General features: G+C 67.9%; 9 protein-coding genes. 7 read left to right on the forward strand and 2 right to left on the reverse strand.

The window, feature by feature from the left end; translation table 11 throughout:
- Window positions 1-187: 187 nt before the first annotated feature.
- Both QN350_RS06725 and QN350_RS06730 read right to left on the reverse strand, forming a co-directional pair.
- A complete protein-coding gene (locus QN350_RS06725) occupies window positions 188-1180 on the reverse strand; it encodes a hypothetical protein (protein ID WP_322138048.1) in 993 nt (330 codons plus the stop codon).
- Between the two features lie 434 nt (window positions 1181-1614).
- Window positions 1615-2604, reverse strand: a complete 990-nt coding sequence (locus QN350_RS06730) for a LacI family DNA-binding transcriptional regulator (RefSeq protein WP_281536109.1) — start codon at window positions 2602-2604, stop codon at window positions 1615-1617.
- Window positions 2605-2866: 262 nt separating this feature from the next.
- On the opposite strand from QN350_RS06730, the gene QN350_RS06735 reads away from it, so the two are divergent.
- The 7 genes from QN350_RS06735 to QN350_RS06765 form a co-directional block, all read left to right on the forward strand.
- The gene (locus QN350_RS06735) at window positions 2867-3796 is read left to right on the forward strand and encodes a sugar ABC transporter permease (RefSeq protein ID WP_322138046.1); all 930 of its coding nucleotides are present in this window, start codon (window positions 2867-2869) and stop codon (window positions 3794-3796) included.
- Window positions 3797-3857: 61 nt separating this feature from the next.
- Window positions 3858-4742, forward strand: a complete 885-nt coding sequence (locus QN350_RS06740) for a carbohydrate ABC transporter permease (protein WP_241975181.1) — start codon at window positions 3858-3860, stop codon at window positions 4740-4742.
- Between the two features lie 75 nt (window positions 4743-4817).
- Window positions 4818-6182, forward strand: coding sequence for a sugar ABC transporter substrate-binding protein (locus QN350_RS06745; RefSeq protein WP_322138045.1), 1365 nt, complete (start codon window positions 4818-4820; stop codon window positions 6180-6182).
- Between the two features lie 113 nt (window positions 6183-6295).
- Window positions 6296-7834 (forward strand): alpha-N-arabinofuranosidase, encoded by a 1539-nt coding sequence (locus tag QN350_RS06750; protein WP_322138044.1) that lies wholly within the window; start codon window positions 6296-6298, stop codon window positions 7832-7834.
- Window positions 7831-9969: a beta-galactosidase gene (locus tag QN350_RS06755; protein WP_323502564.1), complete on the forward strand. Its 2139-nt coding sequence runs from the start codon at window positions 7831-7833 to the stop codon at window positions 9967-9969. Before QN350_RS06750 ends, QN350_RS06755 begins: the two co-directional genes overlap by 4 nt.
- 2 nt (window positions 9970-9971) lie before the next feature.
- A complete protein-coding gene (locus QN350_RS06760; protein ID WP_323502566.1) occupies window positions 9972-11849 on the forward strand; it encodes a beta-galactosidase family protein in 1878 nt (625 codons plus the stop codon).
- A gap of 64 nt (window positions 11850-11913) precedes the next feature.
- The coding region (locus QN350_RS06765; RefSeq protein WP_323516022.1) for a DNA polymerase III subunit gamma and tau at window positions 11914-13704 on the forward strand (1791 nt) is incomplete at its 3' end.

Here is a 13704-nt window from a genome sequence, read left to right on the forward strand (position 1 = left end):
GGGGCGGCCGTTCCGCCGTTGAAGTGACGCCGAGGCCGCCCTCTGGGTGTGGACGGGGTCCGGGTCGGCGAACGTGATGTCGGAGATTTTCGCGACACACGGCATCCGCTGCCCGGTCGCGCGGCGTGTCGCGAAAATCTCCGACCTTACGTTGCGGCATCGCGGCATTCGGCAGCGAGAATCTGTTCTACAACGGGTCATGCTTCGCAAAGAGCACGGGCCCGACGTGGTGTGCCCGCACGAAGACGGCGTCGTCGACCACGCGCTTGATCGCCAGGAACGTCGTCTCCCACTCGAACAGGATCTGGTCGTGCGTGAGCCGAATCGAACGCCGCCCGAGGGCCTCGGTCTTGAGGTCGCGAATGCGGTCCGGGTGGAACCGATCGGCTCCGTGCCAGCGAGCACCGTCGATCTCGAGCGCGACGCAGTCCTCGACGAGCAGGTCTTCGTCGCCGATATCGGGCACCCGCACCTGCGCGACGACTGTGTACCAGGCGTGCCGGAGACGCCGGCGCACGATCGTCTCGAGCCCTGAGTCCGCCGTGAACTCGAGATCGCGGATGCCCGGCTGCAGCCGCGCCGGAGCCGCACGACACAGCACGCCCACCTCTGCCCGCGTCAGCACCCCTTCGTGCACCGCGGACTCGAGGCATGCGATCGCATGCTCCTCGTCGAGGCAGCGCATCGCCTGCCACACCGCCTCCATCGGCCCGACAAGCCAGGATCTCGCCCGGTCCGGGTAGCGCGGCGTGGCCCAGTGGTACACGATGACCCGCCCGTCGCTCGTTCGCGACGGGCGCTTCCCGCGCCCGTTCGGCGGCACTTGCAGGTGCAGGGCGTCGTGCGGCAGGCCGGTCCATACTCGCGCCGGCTCCAGGGCGCTCAGGCAGGTAACTTGTGCGTGCACTGCTGCGGCGTCGCGTTGGTCACGGCCGGCGTGTGGGCATACATACGATCCGCGGGCGACGCGTTCGATCGTGCCGTCGGCGATGGCGGCACGGACCCGCGCCACCGTCACCCCGAACCGGCGCAGTTCGGCGGCCGTACTCGCGTGCCCGAAGCCGCAGAGAAACGTCGCAGGGGTGGTGGTCGCCGGAGCCGGGGCAGTTGTGGGGCGCGTGTCGTCGCTCGCGCCCGGAGGTGGGGGCGCAGGGGCGTACCGGTTCCGATTCTCGTCCACGGGGCGAGGATGCCGCGCACCGGCGCCCGGAGGCGGGCGGCGGGCGTGCTTGGGGAGAACTGCGCAGACCCCGAGCCTGTGGGGGAGCCGTGCGGCGCTGGTGCGGGCCGGCCCCACGGCCTCACAGACGCAACCTCGGAGATTTTCGCGACGCGCCGCATCCGCTGCCCGGATTCACGGCGTGTCGCGAAGATCTCCGACAATGCGCAATCGAGGCGCGTGTCAGCGGATGCCCGGCGCGAGGGAGTTCCGCAGGGCGTGCACGTGGTCGCTCCGACGAAACGTCGGAGAAGCTCGCGACGCGCCGCATCCGCTGCCCGGATTCACGGCGTGTCGCGAAGATCTCCGACGTTGCGAATCCTCGGGGCGTCATCGTGCTCCGTGCCCCTGCCGGAGTCATCTCCTCACGACACGAGGTGCGTGCGAACGGCGCCTCAGGAGGTTCTGCGCGCCGTGCTCCCGCGCACCACGAGGTGGGTCGGCACGATCGTGGTGCCCGGAACGGATGCACCGGGGGAGTCGATCTGCCGCAAAAGCTTCTCGATGCAGAGCCGGCCCACCTGGGCGAAGTCCTGGTGCACCGTCGTCAGCGGGGGCCAGAAATCGTCCGACTCGCGCATGTCGTCGAAGCCGACGACGCTCACGTCGGCGGGCAAGGCCCGGCCGGCTTCGTGCATGGCGCGCATGACCCCGAGGGCCATCTGGTCGTTGGAGGCGAAGATCGCCGTCACGAGCGGGTCGGCGGCCAGGGTGACGCCGTGGACATAGCCGCTCTGCGCGCTCCAGTCGCCCTCGAGCACGGGCGGTACCGGGGCGCCGGCCGCCTTCAGGGTGTTACGCCAGGATGCGGTACGGCGACCGGCCGAGAAGGAAGACTCCGGGCCGGCGATGTGCCAGACCGTGCGGTGCCCGAGGTCGAGCAAGTGCTGCGTGGCCAAGCGGGCACCCTCGGTCTGGTCGGTGTCGACGACGGTGTACCGGGCGCCGGCGTCGGAGTCGACGATCACGACGGGAAGCCCGGTCGGCACGCTCACGTCGATCCGGTCGAGCATGTGGGCTTCCATGATGATCACGATGCCGTCAACGGCCTGCTCGGCCAGCCGGGTCACGGCGCCGGTGACCGCCCCCTGGGTGGGCCTCGTCACCGGGATGAGAGTGATCGAGTACCCAGCCTTCGCCGCCGCCATCGCGACGGCGTCGAGGGTACGCATGTTTCCGAAGCTCGACAGGGTGAACATGATCACGCCGATCGTGCTGAACCGGCCGGACTTGAGGGCTCGGGCGGCGCTGTTGGGCCGGTAGCCGATCTCGTCCATGGCCGCGAGCACGCGGTCCCGCGTATCGGAGTCGACATTGCTGCGGGCGTTCACCACCCGGGACACGGTCTGGGAGGAGACGCCGGCCAGGGCTGCGACATCCGCCATCGACGGCAGGCGCTGCACTCCGCGGGTCGACGGGGTCACGGGTGTCGAGGGAGCCAATGGTGTCGGGGGAGTCGCGGGCGCGGAACGGCCAGCGCCGTCGGCGGGGCTGATCTTTGCCACGTGCCCTCCCGGGTCCCGGAAAATACTTCCGTATGTTTACGTAAACATGCTAGCGTGCTTACACGTCATGTTTACGCAAACATGACCAGGAACCTCGAATCCTTCCCCCGCCGCACCACACTACCGAGTCAGAGAAACAGGAATGACGACGCTGTCAACGCTCACCCCCAGTGGCCAGGCGCTTTCGGGCCCCCGGAAGCCACACGTGCAGAAGCGCGACTGGACCGGCTGGAAGTTCATTGCCCCGTTCATGGTCGTCTTCGCCCTTGTCCTGATCGCCCCGGTGCTGTATTCGATCTACCTGAGCTTCTTCAAGGAGCAGCTCGTCGGAGGGAACTCCTTCGTCGGCTTCGCGAACTACGGCCAGGCGCTCACGGATCCCAAGTTCTGGGAGTCGATGGGGCGGGTGACCCTGTTCTTCGTCGTCCAGGTTCCGGTCATGCTCGGAATCGCGCTCTTCGCGGCCCTGGCCATCGACAGTGCCCGCCTGCACCTGTCCAGCTTCTTCCGCATCGCGATCTTCCTGCCGTACGCCGTTCCCGCGGTGGTCGCCACCCTCATGTGGGGCTTCATGTACGGCACCAAGTTCGGCCTGGTCGGCAACCTCAACGACTTCTTCCACCTCGCCATTCCTGACCCGCTCGGGAGCAGCTGGGTGCTCGCGAGCATCGGCAACATCGTCACCTGGGAATTCATCGGCTACAACATGATCCTGTTCTACGCGGCTCTCCGAGTGATCCCCACCGACCTCTACGAGGCGGCCTCTCTCGACGGGGCCAGTGCATTCCGCATCATCCGCAGCATCAAGATGCCGGCGCTGCGTCCCGCGATCGTGATCGGCGGCATCTTCTCGGTCATCGGCAGCTTCCAGCTCTTCAACGAGCCGAGCATCCTGCAGTCCCTGGCGCCCAACACCATCTCGACCTATTTCTCTCCGAACATGTACGCCTACAACCTGTCCTTCGCGGGCCAGCAGTACAACTATTCGGCCACCATCGCGATCATCGTCGGCCTCTTCACGGCCGTCATCGCCTACATCGTGCAGAACTCCGGTTCGCGGAAGGAGGTCTGAGATGTCCACCACCGACCAGGCCAGAGTGAACGTGTCCGCAAGCCACGCCAAGGCCCCACGGATGTCCCGCTACACCCGCACGAACAAGTCCAACCAGGGCCTGCACACCAAGAAGTCGATCCTGCTCACGATCATCATGGGCGCGCTGGTCCTCTACAGCCTTCTGCCCCTGTTCTGGCTCTTCGTGAACTCGACCAAGACCCAGGCCGAGCTGCTCAACTCGTTCGGCCTCTGGTTCAGTGGCCCGAACGCGCTCTGGGACAACATCGTCGCGACCGTCACCTACAACGACGGAGTCTTCGTCCGCTGGTTCGGGAACACCCTGATGTACGTCGTCGTCGGGGCAGGAGGGGCCACCTTCCTCGCGGCCCTCGGCGGCTACGGACTGGCCAAATTCAATTTCCCCGGCAAGAAGGCCGTCTTCGCGGTCGTCCTCGGTGCCGTCGCGATCCCCGGCACGGCCCTCGCGGTCCCGACCTTCCTCATGTTCAGCCAGATGGGCCTCACGAATACGCCGTGGGCAGTCATCCTGCCCTCGTTGATCAGCCCGTTCGGCCTGTACCTGATCTGGACCTACGCCCTCGACGCCGTGCCGACCGAGGTGCTCGAAGCCGCACGCATGGACGGAGCGGGCGAATTCCGCACCTTCTTCACCATCTCGCTCAAGCTCCTCGCCCCCGGCCTCGTGACCGTGCTGCTGTTCACCCTCGTGGCCACCTGGAACAACTACTTCCTGCCCCTGATCATGCTGAGCGAACCGACCTGGTACCCGCTCACCGTAGGACTCAAGCAGTGGAGCAACCAGGCGCAGACCGTCGGCGGCGACGTGATCTACAACCTCGTGATCACCGGCTCGATGCTCACGATCATCCCGATCGTGGTCGCGTTCCTGTTCCTGCAGCGCTACTGGCAGTCCGGCCTCGCCGCCGGCAGCGTCAAGGCGTGACCCTCCAACCCTCTCGACCGCACAACCTGTCCCGCACCGAAGTTCATCCATTTACAAGGAAGTGAAAGGCATTTCATGAAAGCACCACACAGCACCAGGAAGGCACTGCGTCGCACCGCGGTCGTCGTCGCCACCGGACTCGCGCTCAGCATGTCCCTCGCCGCATGTTCCGGATCCGGAACCGGATCGACCGCAGCATCGACCGCAAGCGCAGCGGACATCACCGCGGCCCTGAACGAGAAGTCGACCATCACCGTCTGGGCCTGGGCCCCGGCCGTGGAGAAGATCGCCGCGGCGTTCGAGAAGGAACACCCGAACGTGACCGTCAAGGTCGTCAACGCGGGAACCGGCAATGACCAGTACATCAAGCTGCAGAACGCGATCAAGGCCGGGTCCGGCGCGCCGGACATCGCCCAGATCGAGTACTACGCGCTTCCGCAGTTCGCACTGTCCAAGTCGCTCGCCGACCTCAGCGCCTACGGCTTCGACTCTTTCGCGTCCGAATACACCGACAGCACCTGGGGATCGGTCAAGCTCGGCGACGGCATCTACGCCCTCCCGCAGGACTCGGGCCCCATGGCCATGTTCTACAACAAGGCCGTCTTCGACAAGTACGGCCTCACCGTTCCCACCACCTGGGACGAGTACGTCGCAACGGCCAAGAAGCTGCACGCGGCCAACCCGAAGGCGTACATCACCAACGACACCGGCGACGCCGGCTTCACCACGAGCATGATCTGGCAGGCCGGCGGAAAGCCGTACACCACGACGGACTCCACCAAGGTCAGCATCAACCTCCAGGACGAGGGCTCGAAGAAGTTCGCGGACAACTGGAACACGCTGCTCAGCAACGACCTCCTTGCCGCAACGCCCAGCTGGAGCGACGAATGGTACAAGGGCCTCGGCGACGGCACCATCGCCACCCTCAATATCGGTGCCTGGATGCCCGGAAACCTGGAAACCGGCGTCAAGGAGGCCTCCGGTAACTGGCGAGTCGCACCGATGCCGACGTACAAGGCCGGCGACACGGCAAGCGCCGAGAACGGCGGCGGCGGAGACGCCATCCTCGAGCAGAGCACGAACAAGCTCGTGGCTGCCGGATTCCTCCAGTACATGAACGAAGGCGCCGGCACCCAGATCTCGATCGACGCCGGCGGATTCCCGTCGACCGTCGCCGACCTGAACTCCGACAAGTTCCTGAACGCCACGAGCGACTACTTCGGAGGCCAGAAGATCAATGAGGTCCTCGTTCAGTCCGCGAAGGATGTCGTTCCCGGTTGGAGCTACCTGCCGTTCCAGGTCTACTCGAACAGCATCTTCAAAGACACGGTCGGCCAGGCGTATGCCGCCAAGTCCGACATCAACGCCGGCCTGACCGCGTGGCAGAAGGCCTCCGCCGACTACGGCAACCAGCAGGGCTTCACCGTCACCAGCAAGTAACAGCCTGCGCCACCGCCGGAAAAGGGTGGGCCTGGTCCGGGCCCACCCTTTTCCGTCGCCTTCGAAAACTCACACCGAACACCCGTCGCACCGAACAAAGAGGATCTTCTCCCGTGTTGCACGCCCGGCTCAGCATCACCCGCGACGACGTTGTGGCGCCCGTCTCGCCCCGGATCTTCGGCTCCTTCGTCGAGCACATGGGCCGCGCCGTATACACGGGAATCTACGAACCCGGTCATCCCACCGCGAATGCGGAGGGATTCCGCGAGGACGTGCTCGCCCTGGTGCGGGAACTGAACCCGAGCCTCATCCGCTATCCCGGCGGCAACTTCGTCTCCGGCTTCCGCTGGGAAGACAGTGTCGGCCCCCGCGACGCGCGCCCCGTGCGCCTCGACGTGGCCTGGCACAGCATCGAGACCAACGAGGTCGGCCTGCACGAATTCGCCGCCTGGGCAGAGACCGCCGGCGTCGAGATGATGCAGGCCGTGAATCTGGGCACCCGGGGGGTAGCGGAAGCCGCGGCCCTGCTCGAATACGCCAACCACCCGGGAGGCACTACTCTCTCCGACGAGCGCCGGACCAACGGTCGCAGCGAACCGTTCGGCATCCGCGTCTGGTGCCTCGGCAACGAGATGGACGGCCCCTGGCAGATCGGTCACAAGACCGCCGAGGAATACGGGCGCCTCGCCGCCGAGACCGCCCGGGTGATGAAGTGGGTCGACCCCACCATCGAACTCGTCGTCGCCGGCAGCTCCAACGCCGAGATGCCCACCTTCGGCAGCTGGGAACGCACGGTGCTCGGGCACACCATCGACCTCGTCGACCACATCTCCCTGCACGCCTACTACGAGGAGAAGCCCGGCGACCTCGGCAGCTTCCTGGCCTCCGGCGTCGGCCTGGACCGCTTCATCGGGGACGTCGCGGCGATCATCGACGAGGTAGCGGCCGAGCGAGGCGTCGACCGCTTCATCGGCGTCAGCGTCGACGAGTGGAACGTCTGGTACCAGACCCGCTTCAACGAGGTCGACAAGGAGGACCTGCTCACCGGCGACTGGAACGCCCACCCCCGCCTGATCGAAGACGAGTACAACGTCAGCGACGCCGTCGTGGTCGGCTCCCTGCTGATTTCCCTGCTGCGCAACAGCGACCGGGTCTCAATGGCCAATCTCGCCCAACTCGTGAACGTGATCGCCCCCATCCGGTCCGAACCCGGCGGACCGGCCTGGCGACAGACCACCTTCTTCCCCTTCGCGCTGACCGCAGGCGCCGCCCGCGGCGACGTGCTCGCCACCACGATCCACTCCGACACTTACAGCACTGTCGCCTACGGCACGGTCAACCTGGCGGATGCCGCTGCGACAGCCACCGACGAGGAGATCGTGCTGTATCTGGTCAACCGGTCCGAGACGGCCCCGCTGACCCTGGCTGTCGACCTCGCCGGTGCCCGTGCCCGCGCCGTGCTGTCCGCGCAGAGCGTGCACGCCCCGGACGGAGGCGACCGGTTCAGCACGAACAACGCCGACCACCCGGAGGCCGTTGTGCCGGCGAAGCTGGACGAGGTGACGCTGTCTGAAGACGGCGACGCGGTGACCGTCGTACTTCCGGCCCTGTCCTGGTCGATCGTGCGTCTGGCCGCCCGGAGCGACGCATGAGCCCCGTGAGCACGACCACAGCCGCCCGGTGGGTGCGCTGGCCCGAAGCGCACACCCTCGCCGACGGCACCGAGAGCCTGCCCTCCGCAACCGGCCGCCTCGCCTACGGCGCCGATTACAACCCCGAGCAGTGGCCGGAAGAGGTCTGGGCCGAGGACATGCGGCTGATGCGCGAGGCCGGCGTGAACATCGTCAGCCTCGGCATCTTCTCCTGGGCGCTGCTGCAGCCCACGATCGACAGCTGGGATTTCGGCTGGCTCGACCGTGCCATCGACCTGCTGCACGACAACGGCATCGCCGTCGACCTCGCCACGGCCACCGCGAGCCCGCCACCCTGGCTGACCGAGGCGCACCCCGAGGTGCTGCCCGTGAACCGGCTCGGCGAGACCATCTGGCCCGGCGGCCGCCAACAGTGGCGTCCGACCTCCCCGGTCTTCCGCCGCTACGCACTGGCCCTCGTCGAGGAGATGGCCATGCGCTACGCCGACCATCCCGCCCTCGCCATGTGGCACATCAGCAATGAACTCGGCTGCCACAACGTCTACGACTACTCCGACGACGCCGCTGCGGCCTTCCGCGGCTGGCTCGCAGGCCGTTACGGCTCGCTCGTCGAACTCAACCGGGCCTGGGGCACCGCGTTCTGGTCCCAGAACTATTCGAGCTGGAGCCAGATCCTGCCGCCGCGCCTCGCCGCCACCCACCCGAACCCCACCCAGCAACTCGACTTCGCCCGGTTCTCGAGCGACGCACTCAAGGACTACCTGGTCGCCGAGCGCGAGATCCTGCGGCAGGCGACGCCCGAGGTGCCGATCACCACCAACTTCATGGTGATGGGGGAGACCCGCGGCATGGACTACGCGGACTGGGCCGACGAGGTCGACATCGTCTCCAACGATCACTACCTGCTCGTCGCAGACCCGGAGGCCTTCGAGGAACTGTCGTTCTCGGCCAACCTAACCGGCCAGATCGCGCATCGTGCGCCCTGGTTCCTGATGGAGCATTCCACGAGCGCCGTGAACTGGCAGCCGGTCAACCAGGCGAAGTCGCCCGGCCAGCTGCGCCGCGACAGCCTCACGCACGTCGCGCATGGCGCGGACGCGGTCTGCTTCTTCCAGTGGCGCCAGTCGCTGGCCGGCGCCGAGAAGTTCCACTCCGCGATGCTCCCGCACGCGGGCGAAGACAGTTCGGTCTTCCGCAGGGTCGCCCGCTTCGGCGGCGACCTTGCCGGCCTCGCCGCGATCGCCGGCAGCCGCACCCGGCAGGCCCGCATCGGCATCCTCTTCGACTGGGACTCGTGGTGGGCCTCCGAGCTCGACTCGCACCCCACCGAGCTGTTGCGCTACAAGGCCGAGGCCATGACCTGGTACACGGCTGCGCTCGCCAACGGGCTCCAGGCCGACATCGTGCCCGCCCGGTCGGTGCTGCACGGAGCCGGCCTCGACGGCTACGACCTGGTGATCGCCCCGATGCTCTATGTGGTCACGGCCGATCTCGCGGAAGCTCTCACCGGATATGTGACCGGTGGCGGCCACCTCGCGGTCGGCGTCTTCTCCGGCATCGCCGACGCCGACGACCATATCCACCCGGGCGGCTACCCCGGCGCCTTCCGTGAGCTGCTCGGCGTGCGCGCCGAGGAATTCGGCGGCCTGCTCGCCGGGCAGTCCGTCGGGTTGTCGGGCGACCTGCCCGCCGGCTCGACCGGGACGCTGCTCACCCACGACGTCACCGTGCAGAACGACGTCGACGTGCTCGCCCGCTTCGACGACGGCCCGTTCCCCGGCGTGCCGGCCGTCACCGGCCGTGCGGTCGGTGCCGGCCGGGCCAGCTTCGTCGCGACGGTACTCGATAGGGTCGCCCTCGTCGCCCTCGTCGGTCGCTTCGCCGCGGATGCCGGAATCGCCTCACCGCTGCCCGCCGATGTGCACGGCGTGGTCCAGCTCGCCGTGCGCGAAACGGACACCCTCGAGTACCTCTTCTACATCAACCATTCCGCGCGGGCGGTGACCGTGGCGCTCACCCTCCTCGACGGATGCCTCACGGCCGTCGATCTCGGAGACAGCACCCTGGCCGCCGACTCGCTCACGCTCCCGGCGACCGGGGTCGCGGTGCTGAGCCGGCCGAGGGCGGAGCAGTGAGCGTGGGCGACTTCGCGATCGGCGACACCGACTTCCTCCTGAACGGCGCCCCGTTCCGGGTGCTCGCCGGCGCCATCCACTATTTCCGGGTGCATCCAGACCACTGGGCCGATCGCATCCACAAGGCCCGGCTGATGGGGCTCAACACCATCGAGACCTATGTGGCCTGGAACGCCCACTCGCCGGTCCGCGGCCAGTTCCGGACCGATGCCGGGCTCGACCTGGCCCGGTTCCTTGACCTCATCGCCGCAGAGGGAATGTACGCCATCGTGCGACCCGGCCCGTTCATCTGCGCCGAATGGGACAACGGCGGCCTGCCCGGCTGGCTGTTCCGCGACCCGGCCGTCGGCGTGCGCCGCAACGAGCCGCGCTACCTCGCGGCGGTCGCCGAGTACTTCGAGCAGCTGCTGCCGATCGTGGCCTCCCGGCAGATCGACAGGGGCGGCCCCGTCATCCTCGTGCAGATCGAGAACGAATACGGCGCATACGGCAACGACAAGGACTACCTTCGCGCACTCGTCGACCTCAACCGAGCCGGCGGCATCACCGTGCCGCTCACCACGATCGACCAGCCTACCGACCAGATGCTCGCAGACGGCAGTCTGCCTGGCCTGCACAAGACCGGCTCGTTCGGCTCCCGTGCCACCGAACGACTCGCGACCCTGCGTCGCCACCAGCCGACCGGGCCCTTGATGTGCGCGGAATTCTGGAACGGCTGGTTCGACCACTGGGGCGCCCACCACCACACCACCTCGGCCGAGGACTCTGCCCGCGAGCTTGACGACCTGCTCGCCACCGGCGCGTCCGTGTCGCTGTACATGTTCACCGGCGGCACCAATTTCGGCTTCACGAACGGGGCGAACGACAAGGGCGTGTTCCAGCCCACGGCCACCTCCTACGACTACGACGCGCCGCTCTCCGAGAGCGGCGAGGTGACGAAGAAGTACCTCGCCTTCCGCGAGGTGCTCGCGCGGTACGCGCCTGTGCCCGCCGAACTGCCCGAAGCCGTGCCGGCCGCGCCCACGTTCGAGGTCGAGCTCGATGAGTCGGTGACACTCTGGGACGCCCTGGGCGAGCTGGCGGATACGGACAGCGACGCCCTTCCCGAGCTGCCGAGCATGGATGCCCTCGGCCAGTACACCGGGTTCGCGTTGTACCGCAGCAGGCTGGCACCGGGCGCGCACCTGCTCTCCTTCGGGGCGGTCCGCGATCGCGCCCAGGTGTTCGTGGACGGCAACCCCGTCGGCGTGCTGCAGCGCGACCACCACGAGCGGTCGATCAGCCTGCCGAGGGGCGTCCTGCTCGACCTCCTCGTGGAGGACCAGGGCCGGGTCAACTACGGCCCGAGAATCGGGGAAGACAAGGGCCTGATCGGACCGGCGACGGTCGACGGAATTCAGCTCGGGCCCTGGCAGGTGCTGGCCCTGGACCTGGACGGATTCGCCGCGGCCGGAAGCCGGCTCTTCGCCCCGCATCCGCGCTGCCACGACAGGGTCGGTGAGCGCGATCTCGATCCCGACCTCGACGTCGACCTGACCTTCGCCTACGACTCGCTTCGGGCTGCCGAGCCCGCCACCCTCACGGTGGTTCTGCCGGCCCCGGTCGGTTCGCTCAGCGGACCCGCATTCGCGCGCGGCTCGTTCCACGCCGAACCGGGACGCGACCTCTTCCTGAACACGGCCGGCTGGGGCAAGGGCCAGGCCTGGATCAACGGGTTCAACCTCGGGCGGTTCTGGGATCGCGGACCGCAGACCACCCTGTACGTGCCGGGTCCGGTGCTGTCGGCGAGCAATGAGCTCGTCGTGCTGTTCCTGCACGGAACCGGAAGTACCCGGGCCCGCTTCGTGCCCCGGGCCGACCTCGGCCACACCGATTTCTAGCCGTCCCCGCACGGCACCCCGATCCCCGGGAGGGACTGTCAGCGGTCCCGGCTACGATTGACCCGTGGTTACCGCCCTGTATCGCCGCTACCGGCCAGAGACCTTTGCCGAGATGATCGGCCAGTCCCAGGTGACCGAACCCCTGATGACGGCCCTGCGCACGAATCGGGTGAACCACGCGTACCTGTTCAGCGGCCCTCGCGGCTGCGGCAAGACGACGAGTGCGCGCATCCTCGCCCGCTGCCTCAACTGCGCGGAGGGCCCGACCGACACCCCCTGCGGTGTCTGCCCGAGCTGCGTCGAGCTCTCCCGCGACGGCGGCGGCTCCCTCGACGTCGTCGAGATCGATGCCGCGAGCCACAACGGCGTCGACGACGCCCGCGATATCCGTGAGCGCGCCATCTTCGCGCCCGCCCGCGACCGCTACAAGATCTTCATCCTCGACGAGGCGCACATGGTCACGCCGCAGGGCTTCAACGCCCTCCTCAAGATCGTCGAAGAGCCACCGGAACACGTGAAGTTCATCTTTGCGACGACCGAGCCGGAGAAGGTCATCGGCACGATCCGCTCGCGCACCCACCACTATCCGTTCCGGCTCGTTCCCCCGGGCCCGATGCTCGAATACGTCCAGACGCTCTGCGAGAGCGAGAAGGTCGCCGTTGCGCCCGGCGTGCTGCCGCTCGTCGTCCGCGCCGGCGGCGGTTCGCCCCGCGACACCCTGTCTCTCCTCGACCAGCTCATGGCAGGTTCCGACGATCACTCTGTGGAATACGACCGTGCGGTCGCCCTTCTCGGCTACACGAGCGCATCCCTGCTCGACGAGTCGATCGACGCGATCGCCGCCCGGGAGCCCGCAGCGGCCTTCGACGCGGTCGACCGCGTCATCCAGACCGGCCAGGACCCGCGCCGCTTCGTCGAAGACCTCCTTGAGCGCATGCGCGATCTCATCGTCGTCGCGGCGACGTCCGCAGCGGGCGCGTCCGCCGTGCTCCGCGGGGTCCCGCAAGACGAAATCGAACGGATGGCCGTCCAGGCCGCCAAGTTCGGCCCCGCCGAGCTCTCCCGCACCGCCGATATCCTCAACACCGCCCTCACCGAGATGACCGGCGCGACGTCTCCCCGGCTGCACCTCGAACTCATGATCGCCCGCGTGCTGATTCCCGCGAGCGACGACTCCACCCGGGGGGCGCTCGCACGCGTCGAACGGCTCGAGCGCCGCATCGGAGTTGGTACAAGCGGTGTCGATGCGAGCTCGGCCGCAACCGTGGCCCCCAGCTCCGCGACGCCCGCCGTTTCGTCGACGGATGCTTCGCACGCCCCCGCTTCACGCCCTGCGCCTGCCGCCGATCGCGGTACGACGGCGCCCGAAGCCCCCACGATCCCCGCGGCCTCTACTGCGTCCGCGAGTGCTCCGGCAGGTCAGGCATCCGTCGTGCCGGCTGCCGCGGCCGCTGCCGTGGCACGTCCGATCGGGCCGGTCACCTTCCAGCAGGTCAAGGACGCTTGGCCGGAGGTCCTCGAGGCCGTCCAGACCGCCAAGACGAGCGCGTGGCTCGTGCTCTACACGGCGAACGTGCTCGAATTCCGCGACGGGGACCTCCTCGTACTGTCGTTCCCGAGCCAGAAGGACGTCGCCAGCCTCAAGCCGACCGCCGCGCCAGGGGAGGGTGTCGGCGACTACCTCAAGCGGGCGGTCAATTCGGTCCTCGGCTTCACGCCGCGCCTCATGGCCAAGGTCAACGAGCCCGGGGCGTCAACCCCTGTCGCCGGTCCTTCAGCTGTGCCCAGTGCGTCGCCCGTGCCTGAGCCACAGCCGTCGAGCCCTGCCGCCGTCGGGTCGCAGGCTGCACCGGCG

The organism is Cryobacterium sp. 10I5, from assembly GCF_035019865.1.
GTDB lineage: Bacteria > Actinomycetota > Actinomycetes > Actinomycetales > Microbacteriaceae > Cryobacterium > Cryobacterium breve_A.

Excerpts from the sequence above, each read along its gene's own strand:
- QN350_RS06755 (WP_323502564.1), top strand. The coding sequence starts at position 7,831 with ATGAGCCCCGTGAGCACGACCACAGCCGCCCGGTGGGTGCGCTGGCCC.
- QN350_RS06745 (WP_322138045.1), top strand. The coding sequence starts at position 4,818 with ATGAAAGCACCACACAGCACCAGGAAGGCACTGCGTCGCACCGCGGTC.
- QN350_RS06740 (WP_241975181.1), top strand. The coding sequence starts at position 3,858 with ATGTCCCGCTACACCCGCACGAACAAGTCCAACCAGGGCCTGCACACC.
- QN350_RS06730 (WP_281536109.1), bottom strand. The coding sequence starts at position 2,604 with ATGGCGGATGTCGCAGCCCTGGCCGGCGTCTCCTCCCAGACCGTGTCC.
- QN350_RS06735 (WP_322138046.1), top strand. The coding sequence starts at position 2,867 with ATGACGACGCTGTCAACGCTCACCCCCAGTGGCCAGGCGCTTTCGGGC.